This window comes from Paenibacillus sp. JNUCC32 (assembly GCF_014863545.1).
Lineage (GTDB): Bacteria > Bacillota > Bacilli > Paenibacillales > Paenibacillaceae > Paenibacillus_AQ > Paenibacillus_AQ lautus_A.
In genome coordinates this window covers 5,405,351-5,426,008 of sequence record NZ_CP062260.1, presented here as the reverse complement: position 1 = coordinate 5,426,008, position 20,658 = coordinate 5,405,351, and the positions used below count along the sequence as shown (strand labels likewise).

Genomic DNA, 20,658 nt, shown 5'->3' with positions numbered 1-20,658 from the left:
ATACGGACTGCCTTCCGGGGATATCGATCGATGTTTTTATTAATGCGGCAGGCTATTTGATACTCGCCATTTCGCCTTACATCCTGTACCGGCTTCCTAAAGAGGGAAGCCTCTTTGCGTGTAGTTCTTGCATGACTGTCGCTGTGTTCCCGAAATCGTGCGGGAAAGTACGTTACGCTTATTCTTTTGTCAGACCGAACACGTAAGACTCCAGGAAAGACTTGAGCTGAGTGAAGGATTCCGGTCTTGCGCTGTATTTATATCGTTCATTCGGCATTTTGAAGTGCATGCGCAAAAGACCCGCGGTTTTAAGCAAGGAAAGGTGGTAGTGCAGGTTACTCTTCGAAAGTCCGGTCTTCTGCTGCAGCTCCGTAAACGTGACGGGGCCGTCAGCGAGAATGTGCAGCAGCACGAGCCTCTTCTCGTCAGCCAATCCCTTGGTCATGCGCAGCAGCTGGTTGGTCGGCGTATCCTCGTCCTGCTGCTCATCGTCTACGGCATAACTGATAATGAGCTGTTGATTGCCCACTTCGTCCATCCGGTTTAACGGCTTGATGTGATAAGTAGGGATGAGAAGAATGGCGCTATATTCGTCTTCAAGATCGAGCACGATCCCGTTCGTTGCCTCATCGATCAGATCAATACAGGAAAGCTCCCGGCTCCGCTGCTCCATGCGGGCGGCGGAACGCCCCAGCAGGTCGTGAATCTCAGGCAAGATCGTATAGGCCCGGTGCCACTCCGTCATGATCTCAAGGCTCTGATCGCGGAATGTTTTCAGCCCCATCGGAAATCCGCCTTCTAGATAAGGCGCTAGGATTTCGTACAATTGCCCTTCTCCTAAATCGGCAAACCAGGCAAGAAAACGCTCGATGTTGTCTTTTTTCGGGCTGTCTACGATAACCAGGTGCAGATAAGCAACGATCTCGCACAGGTCCAGCTCTTCCAGCTTATCCGTAAAAGACGCGGGCAGATTCTTCTGAATTTCCTTCCTCCATTTATTCCCTAGATCATGCATTTGGTTTTTATTATCTGCATATGTGAACAAGCTGGTTACCAGCTCGTGAACAGGCGAATAGTCAACTCTGATATGAGTCATGATCATCCTCTCCTCCAAGCACTCATTATTCCATTTTTATGATACCACATCCCAAGGAAAATAAATATTGAACTTTTTATTAGTTCATATATAATTGAACTTAAATATTTAGTTCAAAAAAATATGAACTAACGAGCGAGGGAAGAGGAGTGACTGGATATGACCAATTGGTTCGTTGTGGAATCTCTGATCAAGCAGCAGCAGGCGGAGTTGGATCGAGAGGCCGGAGAGGCCTGGAAATATACGCATGATCGGGTACGTTTGTTGGCACGCTTCTTCCCAACGAAGAGAAGGCAATTTCAGCCGGTCAAGAAAAGAGCCCGTAATTTGAACTAACGGGCACAAGGAAGAACCGATCCATATCCATCTACGGGAAAAAGGAGTTGAAATGAATGGATCTTTTGGCTGAGAATCGTTTAAGCGAGTGCGCCGTACAGGTGCCTGAATCGATAATGTACAGCGAAGAAAACCATGACGAGCTGTTGTCTGCCGTGCTTAGGCTGCCCGAAACCTTAAGACAACCGATGTATTTGTACTATTACGAGGATTTCAACACCTTAGAAATTGCGGAGGTGCTGCAGATTGAGCCCGAAAATGTCCGGAACCGCATGAGCAGAGCCCGCAAGAAGCTTAAAATGATGCTGGGCAAGAAGCTGGGAGCGATACGGGACGGCCGGGAAAGAGCAAGAAAAGCTGCGCATTCGTCCCCTTGACTTCTTCCGTGAAATTCGAGTATGATTTCCAGTAACTTGAATAACGCGAGACAAAAGCAATGAAGAGAAAGAGTACCTTGGCAGCGTCTTTGAACAGAGAGCCCCGGCAGGTGAAAAGGGGTAAAGAAGGAGCCTCGGGAATATGGCCTCTGAGCTGTGCACCGAAACCCTGCTTGGGGTTGTAGGCTGTGCCGGAACCCGCACCCGTTACCGTGCTAGGGTATACACGCGATATATTGGCGTCGTACCCGAAGAGGTGAATGCCGCAAGGCATGAATGAAATTGGGTGGTACCACGTGAGCCGTAAGCTCTCGTCCCTTTGGGATGAGGGCTTTTTTTGTTGTCCATAAAAAAGGAGGATGAACGACATGACGAACATTTTTATCGGCGGTGCCTGGCCTTATGCCAACGGATCTTTACATTTGGGGCGGCTTGCCAGTCTCCTGCCCGGCGACGTGTTGGCGCGTTATTTCCGCGCGAAGGGCGATCGTGTCCTGTACGTATCCGGCAGCGATTGCCACGGCACGCCGGTGGCGGTGCAAGCGATTCAAGAGGGCGTGACGCCGGGGGATATTGCCGATCGGTACCATGCGGAGTTTGCGGAGTGCTTTGCACAGCTGGGTTTCTCTTACGATTTATACACGCGAACCGATCAGGCGTTTCACCATGGCGTGGTACAGGAGCTGTTCCTGAAGCTGCTGGACAACGGCCATCTGTACCGTAAAACCGTGCTGCAAACGTATTGCGAAACCGATCGGCGGTTTCTGCCGGATCGTTATGTGGAAGGAGATTGCCCCGTATGCGGGAGCAGGGCCCGCGGGGATCAATGCGATGCCTGTTCCACGATGCTTGATCCGTCCGATCTGACGAACAGGACCTGCAAAATTTGCGGGAACCCGCCGGTGGAGCGGCCCACCGAGCATTTTTATGTATCGTTGTCGCATTTCCAAGCTGAGCTGGCGGATGATTTGAGCAACGCCCAAGGCTGGCGGGATAATGCCGTGCACATGACCCGAAGATACTTGGAGGAAGGACTTCAGGATCGGGCGGCTACGCGGGATCTGACCTGGGGCGTGGACGTCCCGGTTCCGGGCTTCGAGGATAAGAAAATCTATGTTTGGATTGAAGCGGTCAGCGGCTACTTGTCCGCCAGCAAGCAGTGGGCCGCGGAGACGGGCGGCGATTGGGAGCCCTTTTGGCGCAAGGGGCCGGGCGAGGTGACCGCCTACTATGTTCATGGAAAGGACAATATCCCGTTTCATACGTTGATCTGGCCTGCGCTTCTTAAGGGAGCCGGGGATTTGCATCAACCGGATCGGATCATTTCTTGCGAATACATGACACTGGAAGGGAAGAAATTCTCGACCAGTCGCAATTGGGCCATATGGGTGCCGGATTTGTTAAGCCGGTATCAGCCGGACTCGGTTCGTTATTTCCTCCTTGCGAACGGTCCCGAGAAGCGGGATGCGGATTTCTCCTGGAGGGAGTTCATTCACAGCCATAACGGCGAGCTGCTTGGCGCGTTCGGGAATTTGGTCAACCGGACCCTGGTGTTTGCGAACAAATCGTTTGACGGGAAAGTGCCTGAGGGCAGCATATCCGATGAGTGGCAGGGCCGGGTGGAGGAACTGTACCGACAGGCCGGGGCGCTTATTGAGGAGGGTCGACTGAAAGAATCGTTGGAGTTGATTTTCAGCGTGGTGCGCCAGGCTAACAAATATTTCGATGAACGGAAGCCGTGGATTCAGGTCAAGGAGGATCGAGCCGCCTGCGGGACCACGCTGTACACCTGCATTCTGATTATGGCCAATCTGGCAAACCTGCTGCAGCCGTTCATTCCGTTCTCTTGCGATAGGATCCGGGACTTTCTCTCGCTGGAGCCGCCTGCGTGGAAGTGGTGCCACGTTCCGGCCGACAGGCCGATTCATGGGGTGGAGCTGTTGTTTGAGCGCATCGATCCAAGCCGGATTGAGGAGGAGAGCCATCGGCTGAGGGAGCTGTCCCTTTAATGGGGGAACTCTCCGCTGCCCATCCAGCGGGTCAGATCCAGCAGGAGGGTGGGAGCTATCGTGGTCATGATGAAATTCGTATTCGTGCCAGGACCCTGCGAGGTGTGTAGAGATCAAGGGGTCTAGGGATCGAGAGTCGCGGAGTCAGGAAGGAAAGTATCAAGAGTCGAGGAATGAGGAAGCAGAGTATCGGGAGTCGAGGATAGACGGAACAAAGTAAAGAATTGAGAGTCGAGGATCGAGAAGTAAAGTAACAAGAGTCGAGGATCGAGGAAACAAAGTATCGAGAGTCGGGGATCGAGGGAGCAAAGGAACAAAGTATCAAGAGGCGAGGATCGATGAAGCAGAGTATCACGTCGGGAATCGATGGAGCAAAGTATCAAGGTCGGGAATCGATGGAGCAAAGTATCGAGAGTCGGGGATCGAGGGAGCAAAGGAACAAGAGTCCAGGATTGAGGAAGCAAAGGAACAAAGTATCAAGAGGCGAGGATCGATGAAGCAGAGTATCAAGAGTCGGGGATCAAGGAAGCTAAGTAACAAGAGTCCAGGAGCGGTGCGGTGAAGCAAAGTAACAAGAGTTTGGGATCGGGGGTGCAAAGTATCAAGAGTCGAGAAACAATGGAGCAGAGTAGTAGGGGGATTTTGGCAATGGGCGAAAACTGATGAAGCAACGTCGCGTGAGTGATGGAGGTTTGCGGTTTGGATGGGTCTGGATTTGTGACGTTTGGAGGACAATGGTTCCGTTATTTCTATGTTTTTGGCCATATTGCAGCGATTTGAGGACAGGAGATCCGCTATATTCAAAATTTACTGGGATTCAACCGTGTAAAAGCTGCATTAACGGATCCTATGTCCGCATTGGCCCCAAAGAGGCCCGAATATCAGCAATTAGCGGAACCAGTGTCCGCATGGACTCAAAAAGGAACGAAGATCAGCGAATGGCGGAACCATATCCGCTTATTGGCCTAAAGAGGCCCGAATATCAGTAAATAGCGGAACCAGTGTCCGTATGGACTCAAAAAGGAACGAAAATCAGCGAATGGCGGGTCCATACCCGCTTATTGGCACCAAAGAGACCCGAATATCAGCAAATAGCGGAACCAGTGTCCGCATCCGTCTCAAAAAAGAGCGACTTTGAGCGAGTAGAGCATCGGACGATGCTCCTTTGAAGCCTTATGAAGCGAGAGTACGCCGCTTGAAGCACCAGTAAATACAAAGCGAGCCCAGCGGAAATGCCGCGGGCTCCTCTTCATTCAAGCTTTTACAAGATCAGCGATCCGTTTCGTGAATCCAATCCGTCAAGACGGCGTTAAAAAGCTCAGGCTCCTCGAACATCGGATTATGGCCGCTTTGCTCAAAAACGACCTTTCTCACGTTTGCTTGCGAGCCGTCTACGGCATCCCATAGCGACACGGGGCCGACCAAATAGTCGTACCGTCCAAGACCGATGAAGACGGGGATATCGACCTCTTCCAGGCAATCGATCAGATTCAGCCGCGCGAAGGCTTCTCCCCATAAATGATCCAAGACGGGCATGCTGGTGAAGACCCCATCCCACATCCAAGCCGCATCAAAGGCATAATCATAAAAGCTGTGGGCTCCCATCCGAATGCACATATGAGCAAACCGCCGTTCAGGCTCCATTCGGATATCCTCCTCCAGCAGAGCGATATCCGCTTCGAACTGCCGTTTCCGCTCAGGGCTTGCCGCCTCATTGAAAAAAGCGATGCTCTGCTGCCGCCGCTCCGGACTATTGGAGGGGCCCGTATTCAGCAGGATCACCTTGCTGACGCGTTCCGGAAAGGTTTGGGCATACGCCAGCGCCATAAAGGCGTGTCCTGAATGCCCCAATATGATAAAATCCTCCAGTCCCAGCGCTTGTCTTGCCCTTTCGATATCATCCAGAACCTTATTCAGCGTATAGTCTTCCGGTTCCAGTGTCCGAGGAGGCTCCACAAAGCCTCGATGGTCCAGAAAAATCAATTGAAATGACGTATAAAGCTGCTCCGAAAACAAGCGGGGGTAGTAAACGCTGCTTCCCACCACCAATATGGGCTTGCCGTTTCCGCGAATGGAAACATTCAATGCAAAACCTTCGCTCATTACCGTATCTCGCGTATTCATGTGTACGTCCTCGTTTCGTTTTATATTTTAATCGCACCAGCCCCTTTCCTGTTCGGATTCCATTACATTCTCCATAGAACGTTCCAGCATTCTATATCACCTCGATTAGCGTTCGTTCAAGCTCAGTATAGCATAGGAGCGCAGGCACTCGGTGTACCGGATATCAGGCATTCATACATCGTGCGAAACTACTCCCTGTGCGCACGGCACGTGGCCGGGATATGCTTGGAATGCCTGTCGACCCAATATGCTGCTGCTGCAAAAAAAGCAAAGTATACAAATTAGGACCGCTTCGAAAATCCACTTTATTCAGCGGTGTTCCGAATGGTCAGGGCAAGTGCAGGATAATCCGCGGCAATCGCGTCCTTGCGCTCGAGGATGCGGTCAAATTCAAAGGCAGAGCTGAACAATTCCGGCTCGGGCTTGAACGTCACGCTGGTTCCCGTCTCTTGAGTCAAACCAACCGTCAAAAGACCCGTCTGCGGTATGCCGTGCCGGTATTCCTGCCGGTATATGTTCCCGTCACGCCGAATTTCCACGGACAGCTGCTTGGAAAGGGCGTTGACCACGGCAATGCTGATGCCTTTTTCCGCGCCGGGAACCAGAAAGTGCGCGCTGTTGTTGAAGCGGTGGACATCGGTCAGAATCGACTGCACAACGGGGACATCGGAATTCGGGAGGGCCTGCACCGGAATGCCTCTTCCGTTGTCGGTCACCGTCACGCTGCCATCCTCATGCAGGAAAATGCCGATCTGATCGCCATACCCGCTCGTATGCTCCAAAATCGAATTTTCCACCACGGCCCAAAGCAGCTGATGAATATCAAAGCCATGCGAGGGCCCGAAGTACATCCCTGCATTGTTGCGGGTTTCCGACATCTCCAGGTAATCGCTGGCATCGAGCAGATCGCCGGCAGCGGACAACAGCAGCAGGAACGGCAGGCTTCGATGCTGGGGAAGAGCGTAGCGGCCCCCTTGCTCCTGGACGAGCAGGTCTGCGCCGAGCAGCGCCTTGAGATGATGATACAGCTGACCCGTCGTCCCCATGTTCAACCGTTCCACCAACTCGGATCCCGATAGCGGCTCCGCCATGACGGCCTTCAAAATATCCAGGCGCTGCTTGTTGCCCAGGGCAGCGAGGATTTTGGCCGCCTTCTCCGTATTCATGTCCAGCAATTGATTCAATCGGCGTTGCTGTGGCTCCCAGCGGATGTTTTGTCCGTTCAGGTGCACCTGCCCGGAGTAGAAGACAGAGCCGTCTTCGGGATTGGGTTCATTTATGGTGGGCGCTGTTGCGATTTCTTGGCGGTATGGATTTGATGCGGATGCAGGTTTTCGTTCCATAAAAGCTTGATAAACAAGCTGCTGCAGCTCCGCCATTTGATTCTTTAAGACATCCATCTCTTGGAATAGATCACGTGTCATGTGGAATCATCAACCTCACTTTTGAGTATTATGATATTACGTAATTATTATATTACGTAATATCATTATTGTACACCCATTATATGGAGATCGTTGTTTGAAAAAGCGGCTTGTTTGTCTATAGTTGTTTTTTCTCTGTTGTTGGCACTCCGATCGGCTTACAATGAACGCAAAGGCTGGTGACATTCATTTGAGCGAAAGAATCATTCGTAGTTTTGGGCAGGGCGACATGCCTCTGCTAGGCGAGTTATATCAGGCGGTATCCGCCGAGAATGCGCTGTTCTGGTGGGTGGGTGACCGGGAGAATTGGGAAAACGTGTTTTGCGCTATCGAAGACGGGAAGATGGTAGCTAAGGGTCAGGTCGGGATCATAAACGTGATTCCGCCGGGATGTGCCCCGAACTGCAAGCATCATATTTACGTGAATCTCAAGGCGGTTCCGCATCGTGAGCGGGATTTCGACCTTTTGGACGAATTGTATCAGGTCCTGTATGAACGGGCGGTTGTCTTAATGAGGACTTTGCCGAAGACGTACGAGACGTATTTGTGCGTGGGCAATTATGTCCATGAGAGCGCCAATAACGCTTTTTTTACGGTGAAGAAGGGGTTTCAGCCGCTGGAGAACCTCTATGCCATGAAACGATCGTTGGAGGAGCCTATTCCTGCCTTGCCGTTAGATGATCGCTATCAAAATCGATTGTGGAGGATCGAGTCTGCGGAAGAGGAAGTGGAGTATCTAAAGCTCGAAGCTGAAATTTGGCCGGAAGCGCCGCTGGGTCTCGAACGATTACGGGAATATAAGGCGCATTCCAACTGGATCGCCATGAATGTTCTGGAAGGGGATACGATCGTCGGCAGTACCATGGCATGGCAGGAGGAGGGGGATGGCGTGATTGAAGATGTGTTTGTGCGGGAACCGTGGAGACGGCGGGGGATCGCCAAATATCTGCTTTGCCGTGCCATGTCTTATCTTCAGGCGCATGGGTCCGCCACGGTCAAGCTGCAAGTAAAGGCAGCCAATGATACGGCGTTGTCACTTTATCAGTCGGTCGGCTTTGCCAAAGACCAAGAGGAGCACCGGTTTTACCTGCCGCTGGAGCAGGAAGTCCGCTAATACAAAGCCCACGCCAGGAACGAATCCTGGCGTGGGCTTTTCTATATGAAAATAGGAGTTATGAGGTTGATTCTTCGCCGCCGGATACATTCGGATTGGCATCCAGAATGCCTACCGTGACATCCCACAGCTTCGGCAGGAAACGGAGGGTCTCTTCGGCCCGCTGGAGCAGGTCATCGGTGGACGTTATGCCAAGATCGGCCAGAATCGCATCGAAAGCGGGTACATACTCCTCCTGAAATTCAGGAGTCCCGTCAACCTCCAAGATGTTGTGGCAGCGGGCGAAGGTGGCCACCATCCAGAAGACGGCTTCCCGATGGCTTCCGTTTAGGATCAGCTCGCGGCTGCCGTCAATGGCAATCGGTCTTGCTTCCGGCGTAATGTCACTGCTGAAGAAGAAGGGCGTCTTGGCAATCGCAGCAGCGGCGTCGAAGGTGCGGGCCAGTCCGTTGAGATGATTCATGGCTTGCTCGGCAGTCATGTCTTTACAGCCCAGCAAACGTAACAGCTCCTCGTAGACCTGCTCTTGGTTATATTCCTTCAGCACGTCGCGAACTGCCGCATAGCGGAGTCTGACCGTGGGGTTGCGAAGCCCGGCGACCAGAAGCATATGGGTGGTTACGCCGGTAGGGAACAGCCAAGAGGTCACCTGGCGATGCCAAGGAGCGGAAGGATCTATGGATTGGAGGCCGTTCATGATACGTTCGCGCACGTTCTCACAGCGGCGGGTGACCCAGATCCGGTCGGCAAAGTGCCGCGAGACGTCCGTCTGCAGCTTGCGCAGCTGCCCGGTCGGGTCGGACATCAGGGTGTCTACGCGGAAGCTGCCGGCCAGATGGTAGGACGTTAATACTTGCTCGGGCGAAGCTAGGTCCTGCCAGGACAGATAGGTGACCTCGATCAAGGCGTCCTGGTAGATAAACTTCCCCGGTTTCAGCGGGGGCTCCGGATCCGCGGTGACTACAACGACGTCAATGTCTGATGACGGAGCCATCTCGGCATCGTCCGGCTTGCCGACCGTGGAGCCGCTGAAATAGGCACCCATGAATCCAGGCTCCCTGCTGGCATGCTGCAAGACCCAATCCGTTGCCGCTGCTCGTGCTGATCCAACGTTCATAATCAGATTCCTCCTCTACCTGCATGGTGTCGCAGAACATAACAAAAATATCCTAATTTTCATTCCTTCATCATTATATGGACTTCCCTTCTAATGTACAACCGCTTACAAAGGGGGCTTGGTCCGTCATCCACATAAAAAAGAGATGGAGATGCATGCAAAGAGAAGATTAATCCTTATGGATGCAGGATACTGGAAAAGGCTCGATACATATAAGCTAGCACCGGTCTCCGCCAGTGTGAAATAAAAAACGGACGTTCCCATACTCGCTGTCGTTCGGCGATCGGTAATGTCCGTTTTTGGCGTGATTCTCTATTCTATTCATCTGCAATCACAAGCGTTGTATTGGTTTTCTTGAAAGTTGGAATAAAGCTTGGATGGACGTTCGCATCCGTCACGATGGTATCGATTCTGTCGAGCGGAGCGATGGAAATGGTAACGTCTTTGCCAAACTTGGTGCTGTCCGCCATGACAATCACCTCTTTGGACAGCTCGATCATTTTTTTGCGCGTGATGGCTTCTTCCAGGTTGTAGTCGGAGATGCCTTTTTCGATGGTGATGCCGCTGCAGCAGATAAACGCCTTCAGCACATTCAGCTCATGAAAGTTGAAGATGTATTCATACGCGACGACGGATTGCTCCTCCCGCCGGATTTTGCCGCCGATCATAATCAGCTCCACGTCGCTGTCCATCAGTTCGATCGCAACCGGAAGTGAATTCGTAACCACCGTCAGCTTCTTCTTATGCTTCACGTATTTGGCGATTTGGTACGTGGTCGAGCCGCTGTCGATGTAGATGCAGTCGCCGTCATGAACGAATTCGCTACATTTGCGGGCGATCCGGTCCTTTTCTTCCAGCTGGCTGACCATGCGCTCATCCATGGAGGATTCGCCGAACCGGGACTCCACGAGCTTCACCCCGCCATAGATCTTCTCAATCCGCCCTTGCTTGGTCAGGGTGTTCAAATCCCGTCGCAGCGTATCCACGGAGACGTTCAGCTCTTCCGTAAGCTCCGTGATCTTCAGTACTTTTCGAATCGTAAGCAGCTCAAGTATTTTCTTTTGCCTCTCCAATGGAAACATTCGCTCACCCATTCAATCCGCCTTAGTGGTTGATGCCTGTATTCATGTCTAGTTTACCGATTCGCACGGCCATGTTCAATACAATTACCTACATTATTCATAAGTTAGGCATCTGTTAAGGATGAATATGGTCAATAGTTAGTATTGATTTATGAATGATATATGCATAATTTACTTACATTTAACAGTTCCCATGATTCTTATTTACATATGGTTTCTATACTGAGGATGTGTTTAAGGAGGTGAGCCGTTTGCTGAAGCTAGAGCATATCTGCAAACAATTCGACGATAAAGTGGTTTTGGATGACATCAACGTAGAAATCGGCACGGGCGAGATTGTATCGCTGCTCGGTCCGAGCGGGAGCGGGAAGACCACATTGCTGAATATTATTTTGGGACTCACCCGAATGGATCAGGGAAAAATCGTGTTCCAGGGTCAAGATCTGAGCAGCGTACCGATGAAGAAGCGGGGATTCAATATCGTGTTTCAGGACTATGCCTTATTCCCGAACTTGAATGCCTACGACAATATCGTATACGGCCTGCGCAATAAGAAGGGGAGCGTAAGCGAGCAGGAGGTCCGTGAATATATCGATTTTCTGGAGCTCCAGCCCCACTTGGACAAGCGGATCGGCGAACTGTCAGGGGGGCAGAAGCAGAGAGTGGCCCTGGCCAGAACGCTAGTCACGAAACCGAAAATCCTGCTGCTTGATGAGCCGCTCAGCGCGCTGGACGGCGTGATCAAGGAATCGATCAAGCAGCGGATCCAGTCGATCGCCAGGGAATTCAAGCTGACCACGATCATTGTGACGCATGACCCGGAAGAGGCGCTGACGCTCTCGGACAAAATCCTGATCATCCATCAGGGACAGATTGCCCAATTCGGCACGCCCCAGGAGATTGTCCATCATCCGAGCAATGATTTTGTGAAGCAGTTCATTATCAAGCAGCTGCATATCAAAAGGCAGAACATCTACAACCTGTTCGGTGAACAGTATGCGTAGCGCGAAGCCGGAAATGCGGGTTATCTTTACCGTCATCCTGTTATTGTTCGCCGTGTTTCTGTTCCTGCCGCTGCTCATATTGCTGATCCGCTCCTTCGGATCCGATCAGGGATTTACCCTTGGACACTATGCATCCATGGGGTCGAATCGGGAATTCGTCGCGGCGATCGGCAACAGCGTGAAGGTATCGGGCGTAACGGCCGTAATCACGACCGTTCTGGGGTTCGTACTCGCGTATTCCATTCATTGCACCAAAATATACCGGCCCGTCAAAGGCCTGCTGAAAACCGTCATCATGGTCCCCATGCTGCTTCCGACCATTACCTATGGGTTCGCCATCATGTATTCGTTCGGTAACCAAGGCTTGATCACCCGGCTTGCCGGGCGCAATCTGTTCGATATCTACGGATGGAACGGGCTGCTCATCGGCTACGTCATTTATACGCTGCCGCCGGTTTTCCTGCTGATTCATAACGCGTTTAAGTACATTGATAAAAAATTCATCATCGTATCCAAGTTAATGGGTGACGGCACGATGAGAAGTTTCATGAATACGATTTTGCGTCCCCTTGCGGGAGCCCTTGGCGGGGCCTTTGTGCTGTCCTTTATCTTAAGCTTTACGGATTTTGGGATTCCGGCTTCCGTCGGCGGTACCTATCCGGTCGTGGCGACGCAGCTGTACCAGGTGATGCTGGGTTCCATTCCGGACTTCAATCAAGGCGCTGTCATTGCGGTGATGATGCTGATTCCGGCCGTGTTCGGCATCTGGCTGCTGAATTATCTGGAAAAGTGGAATTTCCACTATGACAAGCTGTCGGATATCGAGCTGCCGCGGCAGCGCGTTCGGGATATCGCCTTCGGCGTGATGTCGTCGGCCATTGTGACGGGCATGCTGTCCATTTTTGCGGTGATGTTCATCGCTCCTTGGTTGAGCAGTTACCCCTATGACATGACCTTCACGTTCCAGCATGTGCGGGATGTGATTCAATCGAGCGACTTGACGGGGGTATATCGCAATTCGCTCTGGGTCGCCTTCTTGACGGCGCTGTTCGGTACCTTGATGGCGTACTTATCCGCGCTGCTCAATGTGCGAACATCGTTAAAAGCCCGGTCCGCGGTAGACATCGTATCCATGATAACCAATACGGTGCCCGGCATGGTGCTGGGGATATCCTACCTGCTCTTCTTTAACGGGAGCAGCCTGAAGGGAACCTTTATCATTATCGTTCTGTGCAACATCGTTCATTTCTTTACGACGCCGTACCTGATGGCCAAGAACTCTCTGTCCAAGATGAATCCCTCCTGGGAAACCACGGGAGAACTGCTGGGGGATAGCTGGTTCAAGACCGTGTATCGGGTGATCCTGCCGAACTCGGCCTCAACCGTCATTGAGATGTTCAGCTACTATTTCATCAACGCCATGGTGACGATCAGCGGCATCATTTTTCTCGTATCGGCCCAGACGTCGCTCGTCGCCAGCAAAATCAAAGAGCTGCAGCATTTCGCCAAGTTTAATGAGATCTTCGTGCTGTCGATGCTGATCTTCTTCACGAATCTGATCATTAAGCTGGTGTGCGACGCATGGCAGAGGAGAACGGCGCAACGCTAAAGCTGCCCTATTACGTGCTTGTCCGCTATGTTGCCGGATATGTGGTTGAAAAACATACACCCGGCAGAGACGACGTGTCGTACTGGGGACGCGAATGCGTTCGCCTTTGTCTGCGGATTTCTAGATCGGAGGTACGATACGGTATCGCAGCGGACATCAAGCACTGAACCTATTTTAAAGCCAATAAAAACATTCAAGGAGTGAGTTAATCATGATGAAGACGCTGAAGGGAATGCTGCTGTCATTGATCGCAATCAGTATGGTGTTTGCTTTGGCCGCTTGCGGCAGCGCGGGGGAAGCGAAGAAGGTAGTCATCTACACCAATGGGGATGAAGAAGCCGTTGCGGCAATGGAGACCTCGTTGAAGAATGCCGGATATGAAGGACAGTATCTTGTCCAATCCCTGGGCACCTCCGAACTTGGGGGCAAATTGATGGCGGAGGGGAACAAAATCGAGGCGGATCTCGTCACCATGAGCTCCTACTTCATCGAAAGCTCGCAGAGCAAGCATTCGATGTTTAAGGTTCTGGCCTTTGACGCAGGCGCTACCGATTCTTATCCGGCATATTACACGCCGATTCTGGCGAATACCGGCTCCATCTTCGTGAATACGGAAGTGCTGAAGGACAAAGGATTGCCGATGCCCACCTCCATCACGGACCTGACCAAACCGGAATTCAGCGGACTCGTATCGATTCCGAACATCATGGATTCTTCCACCGGCTGGCTGCTCGTTCAGGCCATTATTACGCAATACGGCGAAGATGCGGGACGTAAGGTGCTTCATGACCTGATCGCCAACGTGGGACCGCATCTGGAGAGCTCGGGCTCCGGTCCGATCAAGAAAGTGCAGGCGGGCGAAGTGGCGGCCGGGTTTGGACTCCGCCATCAGGCGGTAGCGGCTAAAGCCACCGGTGCACCGATTGACTACGTAGATCCGGTCGAAGGAAACTTCTCGCTGACCGAATCGGTTGCGGTCGTGGACAAGAAGAATGCAACGACGGATCTGGCGATGAAGATGGCCGAGACCATCGTAAAGGATGCCCGCAAAGATCTGATTGCGAACTACCCGGTGGCCCTGTACGAAGGGGAGACCGTCGATGAAGTCAACAAACCTGCATACTCGATGACCTTCGAGAAGCCGCTGACCGTGGAGCTGCTGGAAGAGCATCAGCAATTCTTCAACGGATCCAAAGAATAAGCCGAATTAGGAGCGATGCGACATGAAAACCTACAAGCTTTTGACACCGGGACCTTTGACCACAACCAAGGCGGTAAAAGAGGAAATGCTCTTTGACCGCTGCACGTGGGATGATGAATACAAATCGATTACGCAAAAAATCAGATCGCAGCTCCTGGCACTGGCCGAAACGGATCCAGAGCTGTACACCGCCGTGCTGATGCAGGGAAGCGGCACGTTTGCCGTCGAAGCCGTCATGACGTCCGCCATTTCGAAAGACGATAAGGTGCTGATCGTAACGAACGGCGCTTACGGCGAGCGGATCGTGAAGATGGCGGAGTACATCGGACTGAATTACGCGGAGTACAAGGTGAATTACGATGAACATCCAAGCGAGGATGAACTGCGGGCTAGGCTCCATGAGGATCCGCGGATTACGCATATCGCGATGGTTCACTGCGAGACGACCACCGGCATTCTGAACCCGCTGGAGATGATCTCGAAGCTGTCCAGGGAATATGGAAAAACCCTCATCATTGATGCGATGAGCAGCTTTGGCGGCATGGAGATCGATGTTCAGGGGCTCGGCATCGATTACCTGATCAGCAGCGCGAATAAATGCATTCAAGGCGTTCCGGGGTTTGGCTTCGTGATCGCCAAGCTGGAGAAGCTTGCGGCCTGCGAAGGGATTGCGCGCAGCTTGTCGCTCGACCTGTACGACCAATGGAAGGGCATGGACAAGGACGGCAAATGGCGTTATACCTCGCCGACCCATGTCGTGGCGGCTTTCTCCAAAGCGTTGGATGAGCTGAATGAAGAAGGCGGCGTCCCTGCCAGGTTCAACCGTTACCGGAATAACAATCGCCTGCTGCGGGAGAGATTGGGGCAGATCGGCATCCAGGCTTATATCACCGATGACAAACAATCCCCGATCATCACCACGTTTTTATTCCCGAACGAAGGGTTCAACTTTGAGCATTTTTACGCTTATATTAAAGAAAGAGGTTATGTGATCTACCCGGGTAAGCTGACCGACGTGGATACCTTCCGCATCGGGAATATCGGGGAGATCTATGAAAAGGATATCGAGCAATTATGTGCGATTATTGAAGAATATATGGGGGTGACGGCACAATGAACCGAATCGAAGGCGTTATATTGGACTGGGCCGGAACGGCCGTGGATTTTGGATGTTTTGCGCCCGTGAACGTGTTTGTCGATATTTTCAAGAATTCGGGTATTGAGGTAACGATGGAGGAAGCGAGAGCGCCGATGGGGATGCTGAAGATCGACCATATTCGTGCCATGCTGTCTATGCCGAGAGTGTCTGCGCTATGGGAGGCGAAGTACGGCAGAGCTTTCGGTGAGCAGGATGTAGAACGGCTGTATGCGGAATTCGAGCCGGCCTTGATGGTCTCCTTATCCGAGTACACGGACCCGATTCCGGGTGTCATTGAGGCGGTTGAAGCGCTGAAGGCGCAAGGCTTGAAAATCGGTTCCACGACCGGTTATACGAGCGGCATGATGGAGGTCGTGGTTGCCAATGCGCGGCAAAAGGGGTACAGCCCGGATGTTTATTTCACGCCGGATGACACGCGCTCCCAAGGAAGACCTTACCCCTACATGATCTACCGGAACATGGAGTTTCTTGGATTATCGGCTTCATGGAAAGTCATTAAGGTCGGCGATACCGTCTCCGACGTGAAAGAAGGCGTGAACGCAGGCGTGTGGTCGGTTGGCGTTGCTATCGGCAGCTCCGAAATGGGCTTGGGCTTGGAAGAGTTTCATGCCCTGTCAGAGTCGGACCGGGAAGCCGCGATCTCGAAAACCGAGGAAACGTTTATCCGTAACGGGGCGGATTTTGCGATCCGGACGATGAGCGAGCTGCCGCAGTTGATCGAGAGCATTAACGGCATGCTGGCTGAGGGAAAAAGACCGGGCATTCAGCGCTAGGATGGTATTTAATGAAGAAACCGCGAATGATATTCTTCGCGCATAAGCTCTGGTCTCGGTTTCTACTTTGCTTTTTTGTTGGCTTCCTTCATTGAGAGGGTGCTCACTTTAAACCTCAATAAAACAGATCCGGCAGAATTGCCGGGTCTGTTTTAGATTGAGTTAAGTTTCTAACGCGAATCGCTAACAATGAATGAGGTAGCATTTAGATTTCTTTATTCTTACGATCCCCAAGTGTTTTTGCCGAATGATCTACTAGCAATTTCTTTATATCTATCAATTCGTTCTTGAGACTATCCATTTCCGATTTCAACCCTGAATTTGAAATAGCATTACTAACAATCAGGTAAATTAGTAAGTAATTTGCTGCTAAAATAATGATAAAAAAAATGAGTTCTTGTACTCCAACAACCATGAAGAATCCATCCTTTCAACAATGGAACTAAAAACCTTTTAGTTTATTTACTCATTCCAAAAATAATGTTTGTTTACAGAATATTCTAATTATAGCATGACTCTGAATCTAAACAGGAACATGTAGTTGATCTCTGAGGGAAACCAGGTCAAGTGGTCTCATATCATGCATCCAACATTTATGTTCTAAACCTGAGTTCGCTCAAATGGTATAGCTCACCAACATGGGCTTAATTGTGACCGCAAAGCTGATCAGGGGTATATTCACCTCACCGAAAAAGAGCAGTCCGCATGGACTGCTCTTCTTTCAATTTATTGCACATACGTGCCGATAAACTCCTTCACTTCCCGGTCGTACCCTTGTGGATCGAACTGGCGTGCCAGGCCGTGGCCTGCATCGGGGACGATGAACAGCTTCTTTTGCTCCGGACCGTTCTCGTACAGCTCATACACCATCTCGGTAGGGACGAACAGATCCCCGCCGCCGTGTATGAACAGCGTCGGCGTCTTGGATTTCTTCACCTGCTCCAGCGCGGAGGCCTCGCCGAAGGAGTATCCGGCCCGGATCTTGGTGAGCAGGCTCGTGGATTGAACCAGCGGGAAGGATGGAAGCTTATACATGCGCTTCAGCTGATAGGTCAGCTCATCCGTGACCGAGGTATACCCGCAGTCCTCGACGATGGCTTTTACCTGGGGCGGAAGCTCTTCGCCGCTGGTCATCATCACCGTTGCCCCGCCCATGGACACGCCGTGCAGGACAATCTGGGCGTCTTTCCCTGTATGCCGGATGACACGTTCAATCCATCTGAGATAATCCATCCGCTCCGGCCAGCCGAAGCCGATGTAATCGCCTTCGCTCTTTCCATGGCCACGCGCGTCGGGAAGCAGGACGTTGTAGCCCAGGTCCTCATGGTACATTTGGGCGAATCCGCTCATCTGCTCCGAATGGCCGGAGTATCCGTGCGCGATCATGACGGTTTTATCCGTAGGCACTTCGGCAGGTAAATAGTACGCATGCAGTTTCAAGCCGTCGTCTGAGGTAAGACTCCATTCCTCGAAGCTTTGCTTGGCCCACCAATCCTTGCTGTCCGCAAAGGGATTGTCGATATTCGAGTTGGCTTCCAGGTCCGGGTTGCCGTTCAGGAAGGCCTTGTCGGCCCGGGCAATAGCGACGTTATAAAAGTAGAAGCTGGCTGAAATTATAATGATTGCTAGTAAAGCGATAATAGCTGCAGACATGGTCATAATCCTTTTTTTCTTAATGATGTATATCCTCCCGTCGGTGTTGATCGTATGCGCCGAAGGCATGCCGAGAGGAAGGAATGTGCCGAATCGATAGCTTCCTTCCACCTATCATATCGTACGTAACTTGATTCATCCATATGGCAGATCACATTCGTTTCGGATGGCGTTACATCAATCTTATCGGATGGGAGAACCTAATCCATAAGAGCTGTGGCAGGAGGTGCGAAGAGAGGAACATGAACAAATGCTTTATCGGCCTGATCCTTGCCGTCGTCACGATTTTCGGCTTGCCGCTGCCATCCCATGCCGAGGTGACCGATTATACATCACCGAAAAAGGATAGTGCCCAGCTGCAGTATCAAGATATACTGATGCTGTTTCTGCTTCCCCATATCGATGAAGTGGTCGATCGGCATTATAGCCATACGTTGAAGGAGCTTCCGGTTGTCTATCCCTATTTCGTGGACGTGATTCAAGTGAAGAGAGTGAACGGATTCCGCGGCTTTCATTTCGTCATCACGCTGGAGGCGCGCCCGGTGGTCGGCCCCCATATCCCGGTGGGCAAGGACCGCCTTGTCTTTGAGGTCGCTCCGACGATTCCCGGCGGTATGGTGAAGCTGGTAGAATACAAGCATCTGGAGACGTATGAGCTCCCTACGCATTGGCAAGACATCGTGAAGTAACGGGGGCTGGGCTGTTCAATGTAAAAAAACAAGCAAACGCGGTGTTCGCGTTTGCTTGTTTGGCATGCAGGATAGAGTGCACTTATCAGGTGTAACAACTATCAGTTGCTCTAGGGGAACCCTATCGGCTCTCATAAACCGGCCGATCCGGCCCGGGTTCAGCTTGGCTCCAGCCGATGCCGAGCAGGACAACGATGGCGATGAAAGCAGCCGGCAGCACCCATTTCCAAGAATGCGCGAGCATTCGAACTGCCGGGGACATCAGGGCCAGTATCAGTCCGATCAGCACAACGCTGAACAGATGAATCCCCGGCGGGAGCAGGAGGAATACGATGTGAAAGACCGACGTGAACATCAGAACCGGGATAAGCGACGTTCCCAGCACGACGGCCGGATGGGTTAAGGTTTCGCGCGGGTCCCGGGTAAATGCCGCCCACGTCAGAGCCGCGAAATGAACCAGCAGCGGTATCGCGAATAAATAACTTGCGCCCGGCAGAAGCCAGGTCGAGCCGATGAGCAGCAGCAGGAACAGGAGTGCGCCGCCAAGCAGCATCTCCACTTCATTTGCTTTTCGCACCACCCAGCGGGTAAGCGCGACATGAGCGATGAGGGTCACCAGCACAAAGCTGACGCTGTACAGAAGCGAATCGTAGGTTGCGCCTGTAGGCTGCGTCATTTTGCCTGCCCACAACGCATCGATGAGCGTCCACAAGCCATAGCTGAGCGCGGTTGAGAGCACGACGGCCAGAATCGGAGTTCCGAGCCCGATCAGGCTTCCCTTAACGGTAAGCAGGGAGAAGCGGGCAAACAACCAAGCAAAAGCCAGCCATAGCGCTGCGATCGCCACAGTGATCGGAATCGCCCATTGCGCAGGGTAATGAACCAGCAGGCCAAACAGATTGAAATAGATGCGGTCGCCTGTGGAGGTCAGGTCAGCCAAGTCCAGATTGCCAAAATGCTTTGCCATGGCGAGCGCATTCTCGCCTTGATGCTGCATGGTCTCAAGGGAGACATTCTCCGTGTTGTCCATCGGGGTATGGTAAGCTGCCCACCCGTCGCCATAGGCAAAGTTCAGCCCCGGGAGGCCATGCTCCAGCGCCACCGTCAGATCGGTATCGTTCGGCAGTTGTTTGTAGAGATCCACCAAGAGGGAGTTGCTGACAGGATTGGATACGGCCCGGGCATATTCTTCAATGATCCGTCCATTGCCGTCGCTGGTCTGGAACATGAAGGACGAGCCCTTCGATCCCCGCGCTTCAAAATTCGCAATCATGCCGATCTCGCGGTGCGCCGGGTCCTGAAAGAACACCTCGGCACCGAGCAGGCCTCTTTCCTCCCCGTCTGTCAGCAGGATCCAGATGTCATTTTGCGGCGGAGTTCCGGCCTGGATCGCTCTTGCCGTCTCCAGCAAGGAGGCTACGCTGACCGAAGCATCATTCGCCCCGGGGCCGGTAGGGACCGAGTCATAGTGCGACATCAGAAGGAGCGGTTTACCAGATCCGGTTCCTTTAATGACGCCGAGAATGTTCGTAAGCTGCACGTCGGCGTCGACGTACTTGGTTGTCAGACGGTCATTAAACTCCTGAACCTCCGGGTTCAAGCCGAGCTGCTTCATCTGTTCCACCAAATAAGCCCGGACTTCCGCATTGGCAGGGGACCCCATCGGGTGGGGCTCTTGGGCAATCCGTTCGACATGTGCCATGGCGCGTTCCGCCGAGAACTCGGTTGCGGGTGCATCGATCTTTCTGGCTTCCGGCGGCTTCTCGAACCACAGCATGAGGGAGATAAAGAGTATGACGGCCAGGATGGTTGTAAGCGGCAGCCAATAAGGAGGTCTGCGGTCCGGCGGTCTGCTCAATTGAATTTGCATGATCAATACTCACTTCCTTTT

The 20,658-nt window shown here is 52.2% G+C and carries 20 protein-coding genes; 12 read left to right on the top strand and 8 right to left on the bottom strand.

The window, feature by feature from the left end; translation table 11 throughout:
• Positions 1 to 178: 178 nt before the first annotated feature.
• Positions 179 to 1,096 (bottom strand): ArsR/SmtB family transcription factor, encoded by a 918-nt coding sequence (locus JNUCC32_RS23910; RefSeq protein WP_096774928.1) that lies wholly within the window; start codon positions 1,094 to 1,096, stop codon positions 179 to 181.
• A 159-nt stretch (positions 1,097 to 1,255) separates the two neighbouring features.
• On the opposite strand from JNUCC32_RS23910, the gene JNUCC32_RS23905 reads away from it, so the two are divergent.
• From JNUCC32_RS23905 to metG, 4 genes are all read left to right on the top strand, one after another.
• Complete coding sequence (locus JNUCC32_RS23905; RefSeq protein ID WP_176502469.1) at positions 1,256 to 1,432, top strand: hypothetical protein; 177 nt, start codon at positions 1,256 to 1,258, stop codon at positions 1,430 to 1,432.
• A 56-nt stretch (positions 1,433 to 1,488) separates the two neighbouring features.
• Positions 1,489 to 1,809: a sigma-70 family RNA polymerase sigma factor gene (locus tag JNUCC32_RS23900; RefSeq protein ID WP_096774927.1), complete on the top strand. Its 321-nt coding sequence runs from the start codon at positions 1,489 to 1,491 to the stop codon at positions 1,807 to 1,809.
• Positions 1,810 to 1,951: 142 nt separating this feature from the next.
• Entirely contained in the window at positions 1,952 to 2,089 is a 138-nt protein-coding gene (locus JNUCC32_RS23895) for a hypothetical protein (RefSeq protein WP_192570074.1), read from the top strand.
• 88 nt (positions 2,090 to 2,177) lie between these two features.
• Complete coding sequence (gene metG, locus JNUCC32_RS23890; protein WP_192570073.1) at positions 2,178 to 3,818, top strand: methionine--tRNA ligase; 1,641 nt, start codon at positions 2,178 to 2,180, stop codon at positions 3,816 to 3,818.
• 1,269 nt (positions 3,819 to 5,087) lie between these two features.
• Here metG and JNUCC32_RS23885 read toward each other — a convergent pair.
• Both JNUCC32_RS23885 and JNUCC32_RS23880 read right to left on the bottom strand, forming a co-directional pair.
• The gene (locus JNUCC32_RS23885; RefSeq protein ID WP_192570072.1) at positions 5,088 to 5,942 is read right to left on the bottom strand and encodes an alpha/beta fold hydrolase; all 855 of its coding nucleotides are present in this window, start codon (positions 5,940 to 5,942) and stop codon (positions 5,088 to 5,090) included.
• A 305-nt stretch (positions 5,943 to 6,247) separates the two neighbouring features.
• On the bottom strand, positions 6,248 to 7,366 hold the full coding sequence (locus JNUCC32_RS23880) for an ATP-binding protein (RefSeq protein ID WP_192570071.1): 1,119 nt from the start codon (positions 7,364 to 7,366) through the stop codon (positions 6,248 to 6,250).
• Positions 7,367 to 7,595: 229 nt separating this feature from the next.
• On the opposite strand from JNUCC32_RS23880, the gene JNUCC32_RS23875 reads away from it, so the two are divergent.
• On the top strand, positions 7,596 to 8,480 hold the full coding sequence (locus JNUCC32_RS23875) for a GNAT family N-acetyltransferase (RefSeq protein WP_192572722.1): 885 nt from the start codon (positions 7,596 to 7,598) through the stop codon (positions 8,478 to 8,480).
• A gap of 58 nt (positions 8,481 to 8,538) precedes the next feature.
• On the opposite strand, the gene JNUCC32_RS23870 is transcribed toward JNUCC32_RS23875, so the two are convergent.
• Both JNUCC32_RS23870 and JNUCC32_RS23865 read right to left on the bottom strand, forming a co-directional pair.
• Positions 8,539 to 9,597 (bottom strand): hypothetical protein, encoded by a 1,059-nt coding sequence (locus JNUCC32_RS23870; protein ID WP_192570070.1) that lies wholly within the window; start codon positions 9,595 to 9,597, stop codon positions 8,539 to 8,541.
• Positions 9,598 to 9,914: 317 nt separating this feature from the next.
• The gene (locus JNUCC32_RS23865; protein WP_145040375.1) at positions 9,915 to 10,679 is read right to left on the bottom strand and encodes a DeoR/GlpR family DNA-binding transcription regulator; all 765 of its coding nucleotides are present in this window, start codon (positions 10,677 to 10,679) and stop codon (positions 9,915 to 9,917) included.
• 251 nt (positions 10,680 to 10,930) lie between these two features.
• On the opposite strand from JNUCC32_RS23865, the gene JNUCC32_RS23860 reads away from it, so the two are divergent.
• Genes JNUCC32_RS23860 through phnX form a run of 6 tightly spaced genes read left to right on the top strand, consistent with a single transcriptional unit; the run spans position 10,931 to position 16,425 of the window.
• The gene (locus JNUCC32_RS23860) at positions 10,931 to 11,683 is read left to right on the top strand and encodes an ABC transporter ATP-binding protein (RefSeq protein ID WP_192570069.1); all 753 of its coding nucleotides are present in this window, start codon (positions 10,931 to 10,933) and stop codon (positions 11,681 to 11,683) included.
• Entirely contained in the window at positions 11,676 to 13,292 is a 1,617-nt protein-coding gene (locus JNUCC32_RS23855) for an ABC transporter permease subunit (RefSeq protein ID WP_192570068.1), read from the top strand. Before JNUCC32_RS23860 ends, JNUCC32_RS23855 begins: the two co-directional genes overlap by 8 nt.
• A complete protein-coding gene (locus tag JNUCC32_RS23850; protein WP_192570067.1) occupies positions 13,265 to 13,459 on the top strand; it encodes a hypothetical protein in 195 nt (64 codons plus the stop codon). Before JNUCC32_RS23855 ends, JNUCC32_RS23850 begins: the two co-directional genes overlap by 28 nt.
• Before the next feature lie 44 nt (positions 13,460 to 13,503).
• Positions 13,504 to 14,493 carry an extracellular solute-binding protein gene (locus JNUCC32_RS23845; RefSeq protein WP_192570066.1) on the top strand — a complete coding sequence of 330 codons (990 nt, stop codon included), beginning with the start codon at positions 13,504 to 13,506 and terminating at the stop codon, positions 14,491 to 14,493.
• 22 nt (positions 14,494 to 14,515) lie between these two features.
• Positions 14,516 to 15,610 (top strand): 2-aminoethylphosphonate--pyruvate transaminase, encoded by a 1,095-nt coding sequence (phnW, locus tag JNUCC32_RS23840; RefSeq protein ID WP_192570065.1) that lies wholly within the window; start codon positions 14,516 to 14,518, stop codon positions 15,608 to 15,610.
• The gene (phnX, locus tag JNUCC32_RS23835) at positions 15,607 to 16,425 is read left to right on the top strand and encodes a phosphonoacetaldehyde hydrolase (RefSeq protein WP_192570064.1); all 819 of its coding nucleotides are present in this window, start codon (positions 15,607 to 15,609) and stop codon (positions 16,423 to 16,425) included. Before phnW ends, phnX begins: the two co-directional genes overlap by 4 nt.
• Positions 16,426 to 16,630: 205 nt before the next feature.
• On the opposite strand, the gene JNUCC32_RS23830 is transcribed toward phnX, so the two are convergent.
• Positions 16,631 to 16,840, bottom strand: a complete 210-nt coding sequence (locus JNUCC32_RS23830; RefSeq protein WP_192570063.1) for a hypothetical protein — start codon at positions 16,838 to 16,840, stop codon at positions 16,631 to 16,633.
• 311 nt (positions 16,841 to 17,151) lie between these two features.
• Positions 17,152 to 18,084, bottom strand: a complete 933-nt coding sequence (locus JNUCC32_RS23825) for an alpha/beta hydrolase (protein ID WP_323373381.1) — start codon at positions 18,082 to 18,084, stop codon at positions 17,152 to 17,154.
• 236 nt (positions 18,085 to 18,320) lie between these two features.
• Between JNUCC32_RS23825 and JNUCC32_RS23820 the strand changes: the two genes are divergently transcribed.
• Positions 18,321 to 18,767, top strand: coding sequence for a DUF3888 domain-containing protein (locus JNUCC32_RS23820; RefSeq protein ID WP_192570061.1), 447 nt, complete (start codon positions 18,321 to 18,323; stop codon positions 18,765 to 18,767).
• 121 nt (positions 18,768 to 18,888) lie between these two features.
• Here JNUCC32_RS23820 and JNUCC32_RS23815 read toward each other — a convergent pair whose 3' ends face one another.
• Positions 18,889 to 20,637, bottom strand: a complete 1,749-nt coding sequence (locus JNUCC32_RS23815) for a M28 family peptidase (RefSeq protein WP_096774939.1) — start codon at positions 20,635 to 20,637, stop codon at positions 18,889 to 18,891.
• Positions 20,638 to 20,658: the final 21 nt, after the last annotated feature.